At 43.1% G+C, this 20561-nt stretch carries 15 protein-coding genes; 10 read left to right on the top strand and 5 right to left on the bottom strand.

Features of this window, described 5'->3' with window-relative positions:
* Positions 1–130: 130 nt before the first annotated feature.
* From GD630_RS19970 to GD630_RS19950, 5 genes are all read right to left on the bottom strand, one after another.
* The gene (locus GD630_RS19970; RefSeq protein ID WP_143865052.1) at positions 131–535 is read right to left on the bottom strand and encodes a type II toxin-antitoxin system VapC family toxin; all 405 of its coding nucleotides are present in this window, start codon (positions 533–535) and stop codon (positions 131–133) included.
* A complete protein-coding gene (locus GD630_RS19965; protein WP_143865053.1) occupies positions 532–813 on the bottom strand; it encodes a hypothetical protein in 282 nt (93 codons plus the stop codon). The genes GD630_RS19970 and GD630_RS19965 overlap by 4 nt, the downstream gene beginning before the upstream one ends.
* Before the next feature lie 166 nt (positions 814–979).
* Positions 980–2314, bottom strand: a complete 1335-nt coding sequence (locus tag GD630_RS19960; protein WP_007751388.1) for an NADP-specific glutamate dehydrogenase — start codon at positions 2312–2314, stop codon at positions 980–982.
* A gap of 164 nt (positions 2315–2478) precedes the next feature.
* Positions 2479–2655: a hypothetical protein gene (locus GD630_RS19955; RefSeq protein WP_007751385.1), complete on the bottom strand. Its 177-nt coding sequence runs from the start codon at positions 2653–2655 to the stop codon at positions 2479–2481.
* A complete protein-coding gene (locus GD630_RS19950; protein WP_007766577.1) occupies positions 2655–4943 on the bottom strand; it encodes an NADP-dependent malic enzyme in 2289 nt (762 codons plus the stop codon). Before GD630_RS19950 ends, GD630_RS19955 begins: the two co-directional genes overlap by 1 nt.
* A 256-nt stretch (positions 4944–5199) precedes the next feature.
* Between GD630_RS19950 and GD630_RS19945 the strand changes: the two genes are divergently transcribed.
* From GD630_RS19945 to GD630_RS19900, 10 genes are all read left to right on the top strand, one after another.
* Entirely contained in the window at positions 5200–5766 is a 567-nt protein-coding gene (locus GD630_RS19945) for an RNA polymerase sigma factor (RefSeq protein ID WP_117935340.1), read from the top strand.
* Positions 5767–5863: 97 nt separating this feature from the next.
* Positions 5864–6859 carry a FecR family protein gene (locus GD630_RS19940; RefSeq protein WP_143865054.1) on the top strand — a complete coding sequence of 332 codons (996 nt, stop codon included), beginning with the start codon at positions 5864–5866 and terminating at the stop codon, positions 6857–6859.
* A 226-nt stretch (positions 6860–7085) separates the two neighbouring features.
* A complete protein-coding gene (locus GD630_RS19935; RefSeq protein ID WP_143865055.1) occupies positions 7086–10328 on the top strand; it encodes a TonB-dependent receptor in 3243 nt (1080 codons plus the stop codon).
* Between the two features lie 11 nt (positions 10329–10339).
* Complete coding sequence (locus GD630_RS19930) at positions 10340–11815, top strand: RagB/SusD family nutrient uptake outer membrane protein (protein ID WP_120490098.1); 1476 nt, start codon at positions 10340–10342, stop codon at positions 11813–11815.
* Positions 11816–11848: 33 nt separating this feature from the next.
* Positions 11849–13231: a DUF5016 domain-containing protein gene (locus tag GD630_RS19925; RefSeq protein WP_004310091.1), complete on the top strand. Its 1383-nt coding sequence runs from the start codon at positions 11849–11851 to the stop codon at positions 13229–13231.
* A 38-nt stretch (positions 13232–13269) separates the two neighbouring features.
* The gene (locus GD630_RS19920; protein WP_122136963.1) at positions 13270–15780 is read left to right on the top strand and encodes a family 20 glycosylhydrolase; all 2511 of its coding nucleotides are present in this window, start codon (positions 13270–13272) and stop codon (positions 15778–15780) included.
* Positions 15781–15800: 20 nt separating this feature from the next.
* Entirely contained in the window at positions 15801–17429 is a 1629-nt protein-coding gene (locus tag GD630_RS19915) for a beta-N-acetylhexosaminidase (RefSeq protein WP_143865056.1), read from the top strand.
* A gap of 21 nt (positions 17430–17450) precedes the next feature.
* On the top strand, positions 17451–18566 hold the full coding sequence (locus GD630_RS19910) for an acyltransferase family protein (RefSeq protein WP_143865057.1): 1116 nt from the start codon (positions 17451–17453) through the stop codon (positions 18564–18566).
* Between the two features lie 195 nt (positions 18567–18761).
* Positions 18762–19310 carry an RNA polymerase sigma factor gene (locus tag GD630_RS19905; RefSeq protein WP_143865058.1) on the top strand — a complete coding sequence of 183 codons (549 nt, stop codon included), beginning with the start codon at positions 18762–18764 and terminating at the stop codon, positions 19308–19310.
* Between the two features lie 74 nt (positions 19311–19384).
* Positions 19385–20551: a FecR family protein gene (locus GD630_RS19900; protein WP_143865059.1), complete on the top strand. Its 1167-nt coding sequence runs from the start codon at positions 19385–19387 to the stop codon at positions 20549–20551.
* The last annotated feature ends 10 nt before the right edge of the window (positions 20552–20561 follow it).

The following is a 20561-nucleotide window of genomic DNA, read 5'->3' as shown; positions in this document are numbered from 1 at the left end:
ACCTTTTATTGCAAAGATAGTTGTGACGACACCCGGGACTCATGTATACTGAGATTCGGGTGCCGTACAAGTTGCTTGTGCATAAAATGTGAAAGGGATTCGGTGGAAACTCTTGTGGTACTCTATGTTATCATTTTCTCATTATCCAATTCTCTGTCTTAATGTTGGGAATACGTGATAGATGCTTTAGGTTTTCTGAAACTAGAGTCATTTTATTGGCTACTGCTGTGACTCCGATTAATATGTCAAAATCATCAATTAACTGTCCCTGTTTGCGCAATTCTGCTTTAGATTCAGCAAAAAATGGTAATATTGGATAAATAGGCAGGACAACAAACAAGTTTACAAATTCGTTGACTTGGGCGAGATGTTCTTCTTTTTTGCTACTACATACAGCACCATACAATAATTCTCCCACTGTTATTTCTGAAATATAACAGTTTTTTCGTCCTATTTCTTTTATACGTGCAGGAACGTTATATTTTCCTTGCAGGAAGAATATACAAATATTTGTGTCTAATAAATATTTGGTCATTCGTCAAATGGTATCAGGTTACGTGTCTTATTACTTCTTCGCCCTGTCAAGACAGATTTCTCTATTCTGTCAATATCCGGATCGTTAGCCCATATGCCAGCCAATTTATGGAAAGCATTATCTTTCTCAGCTTCTTTAATTTTTTCAGTTTTATCAGCACTATTTATTAAGGATTCTGTTAGTTTATTCACCAAATACAACTTTGCTTTATCACTCAGAGAATTGAGGATAGAAAAATAATAATCAGCTAAGTGTATATTTACATCAAACGTTTTCATGATCTGTTCCTTTCTTTTATGTACTTGAGTATTACAAAGATAACTATTTGCGCTATACCGACAATTCTTTTTGTGCTTTTTATCTTATTTATTGATAAAAAAACTCCCGTTCTTCCTTTCGGAAGGCGGGAGTTTTTAACTATAGCTTATTTATATCTGTGGCTGATTATACGATACCTTGTGCCATCATTGCTTTGGCAACCTTCATGAATCCGGCTACGTTAGCACCTTTCACATAGTTTACGTATCCGTCAGCTTCAGTACCGTATTGAACGCAAGCTGCATGGATATTCTTCATAATGCTCTTCAACTTCTCGTCTACTTCTTCAGAGCTCCAGCTCAGTTTGATAGAGTTCTGAGTCATTTCAAGACCGGATACTGATACACCACCTGCATTGGCAGCTTTACCCGGAGCATAAAGGATTTTGGCTTCTTGGAATACGCGGATAGCTTCCGGAGTAGAAGGCATATTAGCACCTTCGGATACAGCTATCACACCGTTAGCAACCAATTTCTTAGCATCGTCACCATTCAATTCATTCTGAGTTGCAGAAGGCAGAGCGATATCTGCTTTCTCACCCCAAGGACGAGCACCTTCTACATATTTGCAGCCATATTTTTCTGCGTATTCACGGATACGGCCACGATACAGATTCTTCAATTCCATGATGTAATCCAGTTTCTCACGGTCGATACCGTCCGGATCATAAACGTAACCGTCAGAGTCAGACATAGTCAGAACCTTACCGCCGAGTTCAAGAACCTTTTCTGCAGTGTATTGAGCAACGTTACCGGAACCGGAAATCAAGCAAGTCTTACCTTTCAAGTCAGTACCTTTGGTTTTCAGCATTTCCATCAGGAAGTAAATGTTACCGTAACCTGTCGCTTCCGGACGAATCAGTGAACCTCCGAATTCGCGGCCTTTACCTGTGAATGTTCCAGTGAATTCGTGAGTCAGTTTCTTGTACATACCGAACATGAAACCTACCTCGCGGCCACCTACACCGATATCACCGGCAGGAACGTCCGTTTCAGGACCGATGTGACGCCACAATTCCAACATGAAAGCTTGCACGAAGCGCATTACTTCTGCGTTTGATTTACCACGGGGAGAGAAGTCGGAACCACCTTTACCGCCACCCATAGGCAATGTAGTCAGTGAGTTTTTGAATGTCTGTTCAAAGGCAAGGAACTTCAAGATAGAAAGATTCACGGATGAGTGGAAACGGATACCACCTTTGTACGGGCCAATCGCGTTGTTATGTTGAACACGGTAACCCATGTTAGTCTGAATGTTACCTTTATCATCCATCCAAGTCACGCGGAACTGATATACTCTATCAGGGATACACAAACGTTCGATCAAGTTTACTTTATCGAACTCAGGGTGTTTGTTGTATTCTTCCTCAATAGTAGAAAGTACTTCTTCTACTGCCTGATGATACTCCGGTTCATTGGGAAATCTTCTTTTCAGATCGTCTAATACCTTTGCTGCATTCATAATCTTTTTTTCTTTTATTGGTTGTTTAAAATTCGATTATCTATTTCTCTTATGCGGTTGCAAAAGTAAAGATAAAAATTAAACTAGCAAACATTTTATAAAGAAAAATGCGATAAAACATCAAATTTGATATTTTATCGCATTAAAAATGGGAAAAAAGATATTTATTTATTCCTTTTTATCGACTTATAAACAGGAATGAATACTAATGCTGCCGAAATGACAAGCATTACTACTGTCATCCCATCAATTCGTTCGGCTTTTGTGAGAACTAAATAGCAAAGCGCCAACCAAAGCAGGCTGATGCAAACTATTTGTGATTTGGATAACGGTCTTCTCATTAGCCTTCTTTTTTCTTCTTGTCTACGATAGCGTCAATTACTGCTACAGCTGTAATATTAACGATATCACGTACAGAGCTTTCGAAATCGGTGAAATGAATCGGTTTGTTCAATCCCATTTGGATAGGGCCGATAAATTCCGTATCCGGATCCATTGCTTGCAGCAGTTTGTAACCGGCATTTGCTGAACTCAGGTTCGGGAAAATCAATGTATTCACATCTTTTCCTTTCAGACGGGTGAACGGATACTTGGTATCACGCAATTCGCGGTTCATGGCGAAGTTTACCTGCATTTCACCGTCGATAGCCAATTCCGGATATTCTTTCTGCATATAGTTTACGGCTTCATGCACTTTTACGGGACTTCCTGTTGTATCAGCACCGAAGTTTGAGTAAGACAGCATGGCCATTACCGGAGTATGGTTGAAGAAGCGGACTGTTTTGTCGGACAGTTTGGCAATGTCAATCAATGTGTCGGTATCGGGGTGACGGTTAATTAATGTATCTGCCAGGAAGTAAGTACCCTTCTTGGAGTTCAGTATGTGCATGGTTCCGAAATGTTTAAATCCCGGTTGGATGCCGATCACTTCTTTGGCAACCTTGATTGTGTTGCTGTATCTTGTATAAAGTCCGGTGATGAACGCATCGGCGTCTCCGGTTTCTACCATCATCATACCGAAGTAGTTGCGCTCGAACATTTTATCGTTGGCTTCTTCATAAGTAAAGCCTTCGCGTGCACGTTTTTCGGCTAAAATACGGGCATAACGTTCGCGGCGTTCCGACTCGTCCGGATGGCGGAGATTTACAATCTCGATACCCTCCAGACTCAGATCCAGTTCCTCTGCTAATTTTCCGATAGCCTCATCGTTTCCTAATAAGATAGGTTGGCAGATACCTTCCGATTTTGCTTCAACGGCAGCTTTCAGCATATTGGGGTGGATTCCTTCTGCAAATACGACACGTTGCGGGTTGCGGCGGGCAGTATCATATAGTTGGCGGGTCAGTTTGGATTCGTAACCCATTAATTCGCGCAGATGTACACAGTATGCGTCCCAGTCCTTGATTTCCGTGCGGGCTACTCCACTTTCCATCGCAGCTTTTGCTACAGCGCAAGACACCTCTGTGATGAGGCGTGGGTCTACCGGTTTCGGGATGAAGTATTCCGGACCGAAGGAAAGGTTGTTTACATGGTAGGCCGCGTTAACAACGTCGGGTACCGGCTGTTTTGCCAGATTGGCGATGGCGTGTACGGCCGCAATTTTCATTTCTTCATTGATGGCTTTGGCATGAGTGTCCAATGCACCACGGAAGATATACGGGAAGCCGATTACATTATTTATCTGGTTCGGATAGTCGGAACGTCCGGTTGCCATCAATACATCGGGGCGGGCTGCCATAGCGTCTTCGTAGGAAATCTCCGGAGTCGGGTTGGCCAACGCGAATACGATAGGCATAGGAGCCATGCTACGTACCATATCCTGACTCAATACGTTCCCTTTTGACAGGCCGAGAAATACGTCTGCACCTTTGATAGCTTCTGCCAGTGTATGTATGTCCGTGCGGTCAGTTGCGAAATATTTCTTCTGTTCGTTCAGGTCAGTACGTGTTTTGCTGATAACGCCTTTACTGTCCACCATGACAATATTTTCGAGACGTGCACCCAGTGACACATACAGTTTAGTGCAAGACACGGCAGATGCACCGGCACCGTTCACAACGATTTTTACATCTTCGATTTTCTTTCCGGCTACTTGCAGGGCGTTTACCAATCCGGCACTGGAGATGATAGCGGTACCATGCTGGTCGTCATGCATCACAGGGATATCCAGTTCTTCTTTCAGACGGCGTTCGATTTCAAAGCATTCCGGAGCTTTGATGTCTTCGAGGTTGATACCGCCGAAGGTGGGAGCGATAGCCTTTACGGCTGCAATGAATTTCTCCGGGTCTTTTTCATTGACTTCGATATCGAATACGTCAATGCCGGCATAGATTTTGAAGAGCAGGCCTTTACCTTCCATTACCGGTTTGCCGCTCAATGCGCCTATGTCACCTAGTCCGAGTACGGCTGTACCGTTAGAAATAACAGCAACAAGGTTACCTTTCGCAGTATATTTGTATGCATCTTGTGGGTTCTTCTCAATTTCGAGGCAAGGTTCTGCCACGCCGGGAGAGTATGCGAGTGCTAAATCTGTTTGTGTACTATACGGTTTGGTAGGGACTACCTCGATCTTACCAGGTTTGCCCTGTGAGTGATAGAGCAAAGCGGCTTCTTTGGTTATTTTAGCCATAGTATCTGTATTTTTTATTAATAAGTTATCATTTGGCTGCAAATGTAGGAATAAAAGTTATATATTGTAGTCTCTTGTTGGTAATTTCTATTAATTTTATAGCAAAATGGCTGAAGTTATAATCTGATATGTATTTATATCCTATTTTTTTTAGGTGCTATAATATTAATTTATTGAAATTTCAATAAATACTTTATCTGTTAATTTAGTTATTTCGCTATTTTTGAATCGATATATGATTTAACCTTATTTTATAATGATTACCACCCAGCAACTTCAATTATTGAAAGAAGGAAATAAAAATGCTTTTGAAGCATTGTATCGTGGATACAATGCGCGCATTTATAATTTTGTCCTTTCTATGGTGAGCAATGCCGGGGTGGCGAAAGATATCACACAAGATATTTTTCTCCATATCTGGGAGAGGCGGCTTAATATCGATCTGGAAGGGAATTTTGACGGCTATCTTTTTAAAATATCCCAAAATATGGTATATCATTATGTAAGGCGCGAACTCCTGCTTCAAAATTATGTAGACAAGCTTTCGAATGAGTCATCTGACGAATCCGTAGAGATGGATGAAGAACTGGATTATTTGTTTTTGGAAGAATATATCCTGAAACTTTTAGAAGAACTGCCTCCAGCTCGCCGGGAAGTTTTTATGCTTTACTGGAAATCAGGGTTGAACTATCGTGAGATAGCTGACCAGCTGAATATCTCGGAAAAGACTGTTGCCACGCAGGTGCACCGTTCTTTGGATTTCTTACGTGACAAACTGGGAATAATTGCCTTTTCAGTCTCTCTCTTCTTGCATGATATCTAACGTATAAACTTTAATAAAAGTTAATATCTGAATTATTTCGATTTCTTTGTAGTCCTTTTCTGTCTCTCAAGACTAGTATAAATAGAACAGGAAAATTATGGAGCAACACGATTACATAGTACTATTGGAAAAATTCTTCAAGAAGGAGGCCTCTTCTGAAGAAAGAAGGATACTTATTGAATGGATTCGCAAACCCGGAATTCGTGATGAGTTTAATCTGCTTTGCGAGCAAATGTGGAAAGAAGCCGCCGTTGAAATTGATAAAACGATGGAAGAAGAAATGTGGAATCATCTGCAGAGGAATCTGGATGAATCCAAGATACTGTCTCCGAAGAAACGACGCTGGCAACCTATTATATATAAGGTGGCAGCCACCATCTTATTACCGGTTTGTTTGGGACTGGCCACTTACTTTGGGGTAGAACATATAAATAAGGTATCACAAGACCCTTTCATGATGGCCGTAGATTATGGACAGAAAGCGAATCTGACTTTGCCTGATGGAACAAAAGTCTGGTTAAATTCGGCCACTCATCTTTCTTATGATGCGGAGTATAATAAATCCGACCGGAAAATCTATTTGGACGGAGAAGCCTATTTCGAGGTGGCGAAAAACAAAGAAAAACGTTTTATCGTCTGTTGTAATGATCTGGAGATAGAAGCGTTAGGAACTACCTTCGATGTGAAAGGCTATCGTGACGATCATTCGGTCACGACACTGCTGGCAGAGGGAAGCGTCAGGGTTTCTAATAAAACGGATGCTGCCTTGTTGAAACCCGGGGAAAAGGTAGAATACCATAAGAACAAGCAGACATTTACTAAATCGGCAATTTCGGATATGCGTGAAATTGACTTTTGGCGGAACAATATGTTGATTTTTAATTCATCATCTTTAGCGGAGATCGCGACTACGCTGGAGCGGATGTACGGAGTGAAAGTCGTGTTTGATTCCGAGAAACTGAAGAACGTGCCGTTTTCCGGAACCATCCGGAACAGCAGCTTGCATAATGTATTTTACATTATAAGCCTTACTTATCCTTTAACTTATGAGTTAGAAGGAGATACGGTGAGAATAGGAAGTAGTATTAACTAAAAAAGACAATTTATGGAAGACACCTCATAATAAAATAAAGAGGGTAGAATTATGTAGCAGCATAATTCCACCCCGAAATCAAATACGGTTTATACATGATAGTAAAAAAGAAATTTTCCTTATGTGGATAAGGGAAAGGGAATCCTTTTTGCTTCACGATTTCACAAAGATAATAAAAAGTCTAATTTTCAGACTTATATTTTAAAGAATTTAAAGCTAATTACTAATGAGAAAACAATTACATATCATATTCAGGCTTGTTATGTTCAGTTGTATCTTGTTGTTTGTGTCTCAAGAGGCAAGTGCACAGATCACTTTCTCTGTGAAGAATCAGACGATACGCCAGACGATACGAGTGATTGAAAAGAAGGCCGATTACAGCTTCTTTTATACGGATAAGCTTCCCGGATTGGATCAAAAAATTTCATTGACAGTGAACAATGAAAGTATTGATGCGGTTTTAGAAAAAGTTTTCAAAGGATCATCTATTAGTTATAAAATAGAATCGGGTAAGCAAGTGGTGCTTACTTTGAAAAGTGAACAGAACGCCCCCCAGAAAGGCGATAAGAAAACAATCACCGGTGTTGTGGCCGACCGGAGGGGAGAACCTTTGATTGGTGTCACAGTGAGAGTGGAAGGAGAGAATATTGGAACTGCTACTGATATAAACGGTCGTTTCTCTTTGGAGGCTCCTGTGGGGGCAAAGGTCAGCTTTTCCTATATCGGTTATGTCTCCCAATCTCATACAGTCAATAAGCAGAATGTATACAATGTGTCATTGAGTGAAGATTCGCAGGTATTGGAAGAGGTAGTTGTAGTGGGATACGGTTTTATGAAACGGAAAGATATTACGACTGCGGTATCTGTCGTTTCCACGGCAGATATTGAAGAACGTCCGATTATGACAGCTGCACAGGCTATTCAGGGAAAGGCAGCCGGTATTCAGGTTGTACAGCCGTCGGGTATGCCGGGTTCCGGAGTGACAATCCGGGTGAGAGGAGCCACTTCGGTACAGGCATCCAATGAACCGTTGTATGTGGTGGACGGTTTGCCGTCGGATGACATTTCGAATATCAGTCCGAATGATATTGAAAGCATGCAAATTCTGAAAGATGCCTCATCGGCAGCTATTTACGGAGCACGTGCGGCAAACGGAGTAGTGTTGATTACGACTAAAAGAGGAAAGATCGGTGCACCGCAAGTGAAAATGAGTGCTTATGTGGGTTTCTCTAAATTAGGGAAAAAAATAGATGCGTTGAATACAGAACAATATAAAGACTTGATGAAAGACTTGAAAGCAGTTTCGGATGTTGCCCCCAATATCCCCGAAAGTGAAACGCGCTATGTGGACTGGACTGATTTATTCTTCGGTACGGGTGTCAATCAGAACTATCAGTTGTCTGTGGCAAATGGAACCGAGAAACTGCAATATTTTGTTTCCGGAGGTTATTCCGACGAACAGGGTATCGTGGAGAAAGCACATTTCAATCGGTATAATTTCCGTGCAAACCTGGATAGTGAGCAGACCAAATGGCTAAAGATGGCACTCAATTTTGCATATTCGCATACAGGCGGACAATGGGTGAACGAAAGCCGTAGTTCTTTGCGTGCCGGTTCCATCTTATCCGTTGTGAATACTCCTCCGTTTATGCAGAAATGGAATCCGTATGATCCGAACGAATATGACGAACAGGCTTACGGTGCACGTATTCTGAATCCGCTGGCTGCCAATGCTGCAGATAGTAACACGAATACAGACCATATAAATGGTTCACTCGGCTTCACAGTTGACATATTCAAAGGACTGAAGTTTAAAACCACTTTTGGCATTGAACTGACCAATGAACATTGGGACTACTATCTGGACCCGATTTCAACTTCGGACGGACGGGGCACAAAAGGACGTGTGGAAGAGAGTTTCTCGCGAAACTTTGAATGGCTTTTTGAAAACTTGCTGACCTATGATTGTTCATTCAATAAACATAACCTTTCTATTTTGGGAGGGGCTACCCAGCAGCGTGCACAATATAACGGTTCGTGGATGGCAGGTTTCGACCTGGCAGAGTCTTATCCCGATATTCATTCCATCAGTGCAGCCAATCAGCTAGATAAGGATGCTTGCGGTTCTTCTGCTTCCGCATGGACGCTGGCCTCTTTTCTGGGTCGTGTAGCCTACAATTACGACAGCCGTTATTTACTGACGGTTAACTTCCGTGCAGACGGTTCTTCTCGTTTTGCCCCGGGACATCGTTGGGGTACTTTCCCTTCTGTTTCTGCAGGTTGGAGAATTTCAGGCGAAAAGTTCATGCAACCTTTGCAAGACATTGTTACCGACCTGAAATTACGTGCCGGATGGGGTATGAATGGTAACCAAGGCGGTTTTGGAAACTACGCTTACATGGCTTCCATGAGCGTCAGTAAACTGCCCGTTTCGGAGGGAAACTTATATCCGGGACTTGCCATTAAACCCGGCTCGGCAGCCAATAAAGAACTGACCTGGGAAAAAACAAGCCAATGGAATCTGGGACTCGACCTGACCATGTTTGATTCCCGCTTATCCTTCTCGGTTGATGCTTACTACAAAAAGACCACCGATTTACTATTGACAGTCAGCCTGCCGGAGAATGTGGTGCCGAGCAGTGTGACAAGAAACGACGGTGAGATGGTGAATAAAGGTATGGAGTTCACTCTCTCTTCTCAGAATTTTAAAGGTAACTTTCAGTGGAATACCGATTTCAATATATCTTTCAACCGGAATAAGCTGACGAAACTCGGTTTGAATAAAGTCTATTATTATGCTGAAATGTACGAATCCAAGGAGAAAGCCGTCATCCTGAAAGAAGGTCTTCCGTTAGGCACATTCTTTGGTTACATATCAGAAGGCGTTGATCCGGAAACCGGAGATATTATCTATCGTGACTTGAATGGTAACGGTTTTATCGATCCGGAAGATCGCACTACTTTGGGAAATGCCCAGCCCAAGTTCATTTACGGTATGACGAATACATTTTCGTATGCCGGTTTCGACCTGTCTGTATTCTTGCAGGGAAGTCAGGGCAATAAGATTTTTAATGCATCGCGTATTGATATGGAAGGCATGACAGACTTTAGAAACCAGTCGGTTCGTGTGTTGGATCGTTGGAAACGACCGGGTATGATTACCAATGTCCCCCGCGTTGGTAATACAGAGAATAATCATAACTCCTCCCGTTTTGTAGAAGATGGATCTTATCTGCGCCTGAAAACAGTCACTTTATCCTATAATTTTCCTAAGAAATGGTTGAATAAGATACATCTGTCCAGATTGCAGGCTTACGTCACCGGACAGAATCTCTTCACACTGACAAAATACAAAGGATACGATCCTGAAGTAAATGCTTTTGGCGGAGACTCCGTTGCTCAAGGGGTGGACTATGGTACTTATCCTCAATCGAGGGCGGTAATTTTTGGTTTGAATGTTGAATTTTAATAGCTGCAAAAATGAAAAACATAATAAATTTAGTGTATGTCGTACTCTGTACATTAGTCGTTTCATGCAGTAGTTTCCTAGATGAGAAACCGCAATCGGATTTTATGCAGGAAGGTACCGGAACGGAAGATCAGGAGTCTAAATATGGAAGTCTGGCAGATGCACAGGCCGAGTTGCAGGGTGCGTATGAGAGTTTTAAAGCAGATATATTCCAGTCGGAAAATTATACTATTGGAGATGTGCAGTCCGATAATTGTTATATCGGCGGAGATGGTGTGGCCGAACAGGAGTTTGATTTGTTGAAACTGACCTCTACCAATTATAAAGTAGAACTGGTCTGGTCACAGTATTATTCGATGGCGGGCACTGCAACCAGTGTAATTGAAAATACGAAGATGATGGATCCTACTTCTACCGTAGCAGAAGAACGTAATCGTGTTATTGCAGAAGCCAAGTTCTTGCGGGCATGGGCGTATTTTGATATTGTCCGTTTATGGGGTGATGCCCCGATGGTGCTGGATTTGATTCCGACCATTACAGCCGAAAACCTCGATAAATGGTATCCGGTGATGTATCCGGAACGTTCTGCCACAGATAAAATATATGACCAGATCCTGGACGACCTGAATGAAGAAAATACCATTCGTTACCTGGTAAGCAAGAATAAAGGAATTTTCCAGGCAACCAAGGGAGCAGCCTATGCTTTACGTGCCAAAGTGTTAGCAACGAGAGGGGAGAAATCAACACGCGACTATACCAAAGTGGTTGAGGCTTGTGACAAAGTAATAGCAGAAGGCTATACGCTGGTCAGTAATTTTGACGAGTTGTGGCAACCCGATAAGAAATTTTCTTCAGAAAGCATCTTCGAAGTCTATTACACCTCCGATGCACCCAACTGGGCTTACTGGGTATTGCTGAAAGAAGATGACGGATCAGTAACCTGGCGACGTTATTGTACACCTACTCATGATCTGGTTGCTAAATTTGACAAAGAGAAAGATACCCGTTATGCATCCAGTATTCTTTGGAAATCAGTGCCTTATGATACCTATTGGCCGGCAGACAGTTACCCGTTGTCTTATAAGATTCGCGAGAAGACTTCCAATATCATTTTGATGCGGTTGGCAGATATACTGCTGTTGAAAGCCGAAGCACTGGTAGAGTTGGACCGCACCCCGGAAGCCATCCGGATTGTAAACAGCATTAGAGAACGTGCCGGTTTTGCTCCTTCTTCTTTAGATGAAAATATGGGGCAGGCTAGAGGACGTCTGGCGGTAGAGAACGAACGCCAATTAGAGTTGTATATGGAAGGTCAGCGCTGGTTCGACCTGGTACGCAATAATCGTTTGCTGGAAGTGATGCAGAAGCATAAAGACAAAGACGGCAGATTGCTGTTTGCAGGTTTGCAGGCTTTTCGGCAGTTGTGGCCGATTCCTCAAGGAGAGAAAGATAAGAACACCAATCTGACTCAAAATGAAGGCTATTAATGAAAAGAGGAACGTAAAACTTTAAAAGAAAAAATGATGAAACACAATAATCTGTTTTTATGGCTGCTGGGGCTGACTGTTTGTTGGCTGGCTTCATGCAGCGAAGAAGATGGCCGGGTGACGTATCCATATTCGTGTCCCGAAATATCGGAACTGCAATTCTCAACTACCGATCAGACACCTGCTGCCGATTCTCTTTATTTTTCTGTGAAGATTCACGATCCGCAGACTCCTTTGTCTACGCTGGAAGTGAAATTGATGACAGGTGAAACTTTGGTCAGTTCGCAGTCGATCCGTACGAAAGGCACTGATGTTTCGATTGTTGAAAAAGGGATTTATATCCCGTTTGAAGCCGGACTTGAAGAGAATCAGGAAGCGAAGGTGATTCTGACAGCCATTAATGTGGAAGGTAGTGAAGTCACTCAAACATTTGATTTCCATATAACCCGTCCGCAGATTCCCGAAGTGCTTTATCTTCACTATAACGGTGAGGTGGTAGAAATGAACCGGAGTGAGGACAATCCTTACCTGTACCTCACGGAAGTTTCCGATTCGGAAGAGGGTTATCCGATGGAATTATCCGGAAAGATCTCTACCGCAGCATCATTGGACGATGCAAAACTGATTTGGGGAGCTGCTGAAGCAAGCAATACGGCAGTCCTTATTGAAGCGTCGGGACCCAGCTTTGCTTTTGATTACCGGGATTGGTTTGTCGAACAAATCACTTTCAATGTGATGACTTTTGAATTGGGAGTAGTCGGCTACCAAAAGAACCTGAAAATTAAAGAAACCGAGTTGATAGCCAGTGAGGGATTTTTCCGTGCACAGATTAGCTTTACGCAGGGGGAAGAGTTCGAAATGAGTGGATTTGAAGATGTGGAACACGCTTACAATCGCGACTTCTTTAGCTATAATCCGGATAATGGCAAGTTTACCTTCTTGCGCAAATCAGGGACCTGGGAGATTTATTATTCTTCTAAGTATAATTATATCTGGGTGGCACGGATGGGTGATACGGCTCCCACTTGCTTCTGGCTGGTAGGACATGGATTTACATGCGCACCCGTTTGGAATGAAGCATATAATAGTGGAGGCTGGAATTTGGAAGACATATCACAGTTAGGATATATTGTGCCAATCGGTGAACAGAAATACCAGACCACCGTGTATTTGAGTAACACTCATGAATGGGAATCCTTCGAAATTGAAATTTACAGCGATTTGCAATGGAATAAAGATAAAGGCATGCTACTGCAAGAGGGTTCATTGTCCGGCGATACGGATGGAATTGAACTGTCTGGTTCCAATGGAATAACGAGTGGCGACGGTTTCGTTCCCGGCTATTATCGTCTGACTTTCGACGCCTCGCAGGGAGTAGGCAAAGAAACTTTGCACATCGAACGATTGAGTGATTAATACCTAAAAGAATGATATCTAGAAAAACAGGAAAGCCTATGAGAAATATGCTATATACAATATGGGGAAGTCTGTGCCTCCTGCTGGTCATTTCCGGTTGTAAATCGACTGACGGGGCGAAAGCCCCCATGTCATTGACTTGGAAGATGGGAGCTGTGGAAGTACAGCCCGGTTACTATGAGAATTCATTTGTCCTGAAGAACATCTCAGATGTTCCTTTAGGAAAGGATTGGATCATCTATTATTCGCAGCTGCCTCGTGAGATTCTGCAGGAAGAGTCTGCTCCGGTCAAAGTGGAAGTGGTGAATGCGAACTTCTTCCGGATGTATCCGGCAGAAAATTTTCAATCACTGGCTCCGGGAGATTCGCTGACCGTCAAATTCTGTTGTACCAACGGATTGAAAAAAATGTCACATGCTCCCGAAGGCACTTACTGGGTGAGTCAGTCAGGCAGTAAACAAGGTATTCCTTTGCCTGTCGGACTGACCATACAGCCGTTGAAAGGAATGGAGACAGAAGACTGGTATCCCGCACCTGATAAGATATATGCTTCGAATTTGGCGTTGGAGACTACAGCCCAGTTGCAGCAAACAGATATTTTTCCGTCAGTGAAAGAAGCGGTACCGGCTATCGGCAAAGAGGGTTTTGCTATAGAAAATAAAGTAAAACTGACTTTCCATCCCGATTTTGCCAACGAAGCTGAATTATTGAAAGAAAAGCTGGCAACCATCCATGGCCTGGAAGTTGTATCCGAAGCACCGGTAACAGTTCATCTGGATTATTTGCCGGAACGGGAAACAGCAGTGAACGGCGAATATTATCGGATTGATACGGGAAACGGGCTGATAAATATTTCAGCTTCCACTTCACATGGCATTTTCAATGGGACGCAAACCTTGCTCTCCCTGTTGAAAGGTCAGGAAAAGCCGTTTCGTTTGGAAGCTCTCTCCATCCGTGATTATCCCGATTTGCCGTATCGTGGGCAAATGCTCGATATTGCCAGGAACTTTACGACTGTTGAATATCTGAAAAAGCTGGTAGATGTAATATCTTCTTATAAACTGAACGTACTGCATTTCCATTTTTCGGATGATGAAGGCTGGCGTCTGGAGATTCCCGGCCTGGAAGAATTGACATCGGTCGGCGCACGCCGGGGACATACCACGGATGAACTGGAATGTTTATATCCGGGCTACGATGGCAACTATGATCCGTCTGCAGCTACCTCCGGCAACGGATATTACACCCGTGAAGAATTTATCGATTTACTGCGTTATGCAGCTCAAAGACATGTGCGTGTGATTCCGGAGATTGAGTCTCCGGGACATGCCCGTGCGGCAATCGTGTCCATGAAAGCGCGCTATCATAAGTATGTGAATACTGCCCCTGAAAAGGCCAACGAATATTTATTAAGTGACGCACAAGACACTTCCCGTTATGTTTCCGCGCAGTCTTATACGGATAATGTCATAAATGTAGCATTGCCTTCTACATACCGGTTTATGGAAAAAGTGATTCGTGAGTTGATAGCCATGTATGAGGAAGCGGAGGTACCTTTGACTACGATTCATTTAGGTGGCGATGAAGTACCCGAAGGAGCCTGGATGGGTTCTCCTGTCTGCCGGACGTTTATGGATGAACACGGGATGACAAGTGCCCACGAACTGTCTGAATACTATATTACGAAGATGGCAGACTATCTGCAACAACATCATTTGCAATTCAGCGGCTGGCAGGAAGTAGCGTTGGGACATCCGGAAACAACCGATCGGCATTTGAACCAACTTGCAGCAGGAGTGTATTGCTGGAATACGGTTCCTGAATGGGAAGCGGATGAAATACCTTACCAGATAGCCAACAAAGGATATCCGGTGATTCTCTGCAACGTGAACAATTTCTATCTGGATTTGGCCTATGACGCTCATCCCGACGAAAGAGGTCTTTCGTGGGCGGGATATGTCGACGAGTCCAAGGGATTCTCCATGCTTCCATATAGCATTTATCGTTCTTCGCGTACCGATATGGCAGGCAATCCGGTCGATCCGGACATCGCGGGAAAGGGAAAAACGACTTTGACCGCTTTCGGAAAGGAATATATCCAGGGAGTGCAGGCACAATTATTTGCTGAAACCATCCGTGATTTTGAATGGGTGGAATATTACACCTTCCCCAAAATCCTCGGATTGGTGGAACGCGGTTGGAATGCTTTTCCCGCCTGGAGCACTTTAGCAGGAGAGAAAGAACGTCAGGCTTTCAATAAAGAACTGGGTCTGTTCTACTCCAAAGTGAGTGAGAAAGAAATGCCTCACTGGGCGTCCCGAAGTATCAATTTCCGTTTACCTCATCCCGGACTTTGCATCAAAGAAGGGCAACTCCACGCCAGTACTCCTATCCGGGGAGGTGAAATACGCTATACGACCGATGGCACGGAACCGACCCTTCGTTCGGAACTTTGGAAAGCTCCCGTAGCCTGTGATGCTTCCGTTGTGAAAGCGAAACTGTTTTATTTAAATAAAGAGAGTGTGACAAGCACTCTCAAAGTAGATTAATCCACAAAAGTAGATAAGTTATGAACTATGATAAGATAAAAAGAACCGGAATATTATTCTTGTTGGGAATAGGTGCGATCACATCGTTGTCGTGCAATGATAATGATAACGGGAACTACCCGGAGCGAGTGCCCACCCGCCTGTCGGTGATGCCTTTGCCGGAAAGAGTCGATTATAAAGAATCGGTTGTCTCTCTTCCGCAGAATGTAACAGTCAGCCAGAACATTCCGGCTTCCACGTCGCAACTGTTGAAATCCACCCTGGAAGAGAAACTTTCTCTTTCCGTCAGTGATGCCTCCAACGATCGTGCCTTTATCCGTGTGAAACAGGAATCGGATTTGGCAAAAGAGGCTTATCGGCTCACCGTTACCAAAGAGGGAGCCTGCGTTTATTATTCAACGGAAACCGGACTTCTCTGGGGAATCCAGACATTGAGACAAGCGCTCGAACAAGCAAATTTCTTCACTTCCGGAAGTGCTAAATATCTTCCGATGGTCGATATAAAAGATGCTCCCAAATATGATTGGCGCGGATTTCATATCGATGTAGTCCGCCACATGTTTACGGTTGATTATCTGAAAAAGGTGATAGACTGTTTGTCTTTCTACAAGATAAACAAGCTTCACTTGCATCTGACGGACGATCAGGGTTGGCGCATTGAAGTGAAAAAATACCCATTGCTGACGCAGGAAGGCAGCTGGCGCGACTTTGACGAATATGACAAGAGATGCGTAGAACTTTCCCAACAGGATTATAACTATGAGATAGATCCCCGTTTCGTGAGAAACGGTTCTCAATATGGCGGTCATTATACGCAGGAAGAGATGAAAGGTTTGGTAAGCTATGCGTTGGAAAGAGGTATCGATATTGTACCCGAAATTGACATGCCAGGTCATTTCTCGGCGGCTATCAAAGTCTATCCCGAGTTGTCGTGCACGGGAGAAGCCGGATGGGGAGAAGAATTCTCTTATCCTATCTGTCCCTCGCGTCCGGAGAACTATCAGTTTGTGCAGTCCATCATTGATGAGATGGTCGAGATTTTCCCTTCGGAATATTTCCATATCGGAGCTGATGAAGTGGAGAAAGATAACTGGGAACAGTGTGAAGTTTGTCAGCGATTGATGCAGCAGGAAGGTTATCAGAAAGTGGATGAACTGCAAAACCGTTTTGTGAAGATCATGACAAGCTATGTGAAGGGTAAAGGCAAGAAAGTGATGGGATGGGACGATGCTTTTCTTGAAAAAGAGCCGCAGGATTTGATTTATACTTATTGGCGTGACTGGCTGCCCGATCAGCCGGGAAAGATTACCCAGAAAGGTTATCCGATTATATTCATGGAATGGTCCCGTTTCTATTTGAGTGCAACGCCTTCAGACGAAGGATTAAGCTCTTTGTATAACTTCGAGTTCGAACCCCAGTTTCCCGGCATCGTGAAGCAAAATGTATTAGGTTTCCAGGCTTGTGTATGGACGGAGATGATTCCTAATGAACGGAAGTTTGGTCAGCACGTGTTTCCCTCTCTTCAAGCATTTTCGGAGTTGGCGTGGGGAAGTAGCCGTAACTGGATTGATTTTACCAATCGCCTGAAATGGCATGTTAAATGGTTGAATGCGAATGGATTCTATTTCACCAAACCGGGATTTCTTTAATCCCGGTACACTAAGAACAATATGAAATCAGAACGTTTACTTTCATTAGATATACTCCGGGGAATCACCATTGTCGGAATGATTTTGGTGAACAACCCCGGAACATGGGAATCCATTTACGCACCCTTGCGACATGCCGAATGGAACGGACTGACTCCGACTGATTTGGTCTTCCCGTTCTTCATGTTTATAATGGGCGTTTCCATGAGTTTTGCCTTATCCCGGTTCGACCATCATTTCAGTCGCAGTTTTATCATCAAACTGGTACGGCGCACGGTGATCTTGTTTTTGTTGGGACTTTTTCTTTCCTGGTTCTCGTTGGTGTGCACAGGAGTAGAACAACCTTTCTCGCACATACGTATTCTGGGAGTGTTGCAGCGGTTGGCATTGGCTTATTTCTTTGCTTCCTTGCTGATTGTGGGTGTCCGGCGTCCGGCAAATCTGGCATGGATCTCCGGGATCATTCTGGCAGGCTATTCCATCTTGCTGGCTTTGGGACACGGATTTGAACTTTCCGAACAGAATATTATTGCCGTTACAGATCGCACACTGTTCGGAGAAGCCCATTTGTATCGGGAGTGGTTGCCGGACGGCGGGCGTATCTTTTTCGATCCGGAAGGCCTGTTGAGTACCTTGCCGTGCATTGCGCAAGTGATTATCGGTTATTTCTGCGGAAATATTTTGCGGGAGAAGACTGAAATCCATCACCGGCTGTTGCAGATCTCCATACTGGGTATTGCCCTTTTGTTTACAGGATGGTTGTTGAGTTACGGCTGTCCGTTGAATAAGAAAGTATGGAGTTCGACTTTTGTTCTGGTGACTTGTGGTTTTGCTTCCTTGTTTCTTGTATTTCTCACTTGGCTGATTGATATTCGTAAAAAGCAGAAATGGGGATATCCTTTCCATGTTTTTGGTACGAATCCATTGTTTATTTATATAGTGGCCGGTGTGTTAGCTACTTTGCTGGAAGTAATTACGGTTGCGGGGAGTAGCTTGCAGGAGAAGATTTACACTTCCATTTGGAGCGTTCTTCCCGATGCTCATCTGGCCTCTCTGATTTACGCCCTTCTGTTTATCGGATTCAATTATCTAATTGTATGGGTGCTGTACAAAAAGCAAATATTTATAAAGATATAGATTGGATGAGATAGAATCTATATTGATAATATCAATGAAAAGAGGTGGGTACGGATGAGGTGTTCACCTCTTTATTTTTATTGAGTATGTTTTTGAAATACATCTTATTTCAGAGATAGCGGTATTTAAAAGCCGTCAAATGTTAGGTTAAAAATGTTTTTTTTGTACTTTTGACCATTACAAATCAGATGTAGCATGTTCATAGCAGACGACAATATATTAGGCAGACTGGAAAATGATGAAAAAGCATTTAAAGAATTGGTGGATGCCTACTATACTCCTCTCTGTGTTTATTCGGTACAGTTTACGGATTCTTTGGAAGTTTCGGAAGATCTTGTGCAAGATTTTTTCGTGCGTTTTTGGGAGAAAAAACTTTATCGTACAGTCAATGGCAAATTGAAGCAATATCTGTTTAATTCCATCCGTAATGCTTCTATTGATTATCTGCGTAAACATCAGTCTTTCGTATTTACGGAGATAGAAGAACACGTCTATATTATGGATGTAAATCCGGACGACGAAGTGCCGGAAGAGCAACTTGCACGGTTGCGTCATTATTTGCTGCAACTTTCTCCACAGGAATATAGAATATTGATGGAAGTTGTCGTACATAATAAAAAGTATAAAGAAGTAGCTGCAGAATTGGGGATATCTGTCAATACCGTTAAAACTCATCTTTCTCATGCATTGAAATATTTGAGAAGTTGCAAGTTTATTACTCTATTTTCACTTTTTTCTCTTTAAAGGCTAAAGTTTTTCACTTTTCCCTCACCCATTTTACAGTCTTTTACGTCATGGTTGTAAAAGAATGAATAAATATGTTATCAGAAGAAGAATTTATAGAATTATGCAGTAAGTACAAGACACACGAATTGACTGAGGCGGAATACCGGAAACTTCGGATGTGGGTGGATGGTTCGGAGGAAAATTATCGCTTCTTTTCGAACTATGTGAAATTATACAAGGCTGAGATGCGTGCGGAAACGTACCGACAGGCGGATCCGTCCAAAGGCTGGCAAGCCATCGAGCGTAAAAGAAAAGCTTATCGTTTGCGGCAACGTCTTTACAGGGTGGTTATTGCCGCTTGTCTGCTTACTGCTGTTATACTAGGTGCATTCTATTTCAATTCCTACGATGAGACTCCCGTTGTGGAGAAGTCTGTAACTTTGGCGGAGGTTTTTCCCGATCTGCCTAAGAATAAGGTAACATTGACCTTAAGTTCCGGTCAACAGATTGTGCTGGATAAGGACAGTGTGCAGGCTATTTCTGATAACGGTTTGGCAATAGCCAGCGGTAGTAATACCTCTCTTAACTATCAAAAAGTAGCTGCTAATAATGTATCAGTACCCCAATACAATACAGTGACCGTTCCCGAAGGGAGTACCTTTACGCTGACTCTTTCCGATGGAACGCAGGTTACGTTAAATTCCTCTTCTGTCTTTCGCTATCCTGTTACTTTCAAGGGAGACCGTTGTGTGGAGTTGATAGGAGAGGCCTATTTCGATGTGACACATGACGGAACTTCTTTTGTGGTGAAAGTAGATAATAAAGAAGTGGAAGTACTGGGTACCAGTTTTAATGTTTCCGGATATAGCAAGAAGAGTATGATTACTACTTTGGTGAAAGGAAAAGTAGAGGTGAAAAGTGGCGGGCGTAGGAGACTGTTGTTGCCCGGAGAACAAGCTACGGTGGATGATGAGAAGGGAGTGATTGATATAGCCAGCGTGGATACGGAACTTTACACATCATGGGTGTCCGGTAAATATGACTTTACAGAAACTCCATTGAGCAAGATTCTGAGACAGTTGGAGTTGTGGTACGGAGTGAGAATCGTATATAAAGATCCGCAAGTTCGTGATTTACATTTTGACGGAACTGTATTTCGCAATAAACCTTTGGGCTTCTCGTTAGAAATTATCCGGCAAGTTTCCGATGTTCGGTTTGACAGAGAAGACGGAGTTGTTTTTGTTAGCCTGCACAAATAGCTTCCTTATA

The sequence above is a fragment of the Bacteroides zhangwenhongii genome (assembly GCF_009193325.2).
Taxonomy (GTDB): Bacteria; Bacteroidota; Bacteroidia; order Bacteroidales; family Bacteroidaceae; genus Bacteroides; species Bacteroides zhangwenhongii.
This window is presented reverse-complemented; position numbering and strand designations above follow the sequence as displayed.

Coding starts and splice junctions, on each gene's coding strand:
- GD630_RS19970 (WP_143865052.1), bottom strand. CDS start 535: ATGACCAAATATTTATTAGACACAAATATTTGTATATTCTTCCTGCAA.
- GD630_RS19965 (WP_143865053.1), bottom strand. CDS start 813: ATGAAAACGTTTGATGTAAATATACACTTAGCTGATTATTATTTTTCT.
- GD630_RS19960 (WP_007751388.1), bottom strand. CDS start 2,314: ATGAATGCAGCAAAGGTATTAGACGATCTGAAAAGAAGATTTCCCAAT.
- GD630_RS19955 (WP_007751385.1), bottom strand. CDS start 2,655: ATGAGAAGACCGTTATCCAAATCACAAATAGTTTGCATCAGCCTGCTT.
- GD630_RS19950 (WP_007766577.1), bottom strand. CDS start 4,943: ATGGCTAAAATAACCAAAGAAGCCGCTTTGCTCTATCACTCACAGGGC.
- GD630_RS19945 (WP_117935340.1), top strand. CDS start 5,200: ATGATTACCACCCAGCAACTTCAATTATTGAAAGAAGGAAATAAAAAT.
- GD630_RS19940 (WP_143865054.1), top strand. CDS start 5,864: ATGGAGCAACACGATTACATAGTACTATTGGAAAAATTCTTCAAGAAG.
- GD630_RS19935 (WP_143865055.1), top strand. CDS start 7,086: ATGAGAAAACAATTACATATCATATTCAGGCTTGTTATGTTCAGTTGT.
- GD630_RS19930 (WP_120490098.1), top strand. CDS start 10,340: ATGAAAAACATAATAAATTTAGTGTATGTCGTACTCTGTACATTAGTC.
- GD630_RS19925 (WP_004310091.1), top strand. CDS start 11,849: ATGATGAAACACAATAATCTGTTTTTATGGCTGCTGGGGCTGACTGTT.
- GD630_RS19920 (WP_122136963.1), top strand. CDS start 13,270: ATGAGAAATATGCTATATACAATATGGGGAAGTCTGTGCCTCCTGCTG.
- GD630_RS19915 (WP_143865056.1), top strand. CDS start 15,801: ATGAACTATGATAAGATAAAAAGAACCGGAATATTATTCTTGTTGGGA.
- GD630_RS19910 (WP_143865057.1), top strand. CDS start 17,451: ATGAAATCAGAACGTTTACTTTCATTAGATATACTCCGGGGAATCACC.
- GD630_RS19905 (WP_143865058.1), top strand. CDS start 18,762: ATGTTCATAGCAGACGACAATATATTAGGCAGACTGGAAAATGATGAA.
- GD630_RS19900 (WP_143865059.1), top strand. CDS start 19,385: ATGTTATCAGAAGAAGAATTTATAGAATTATGCAGTAAGTACAAGACA.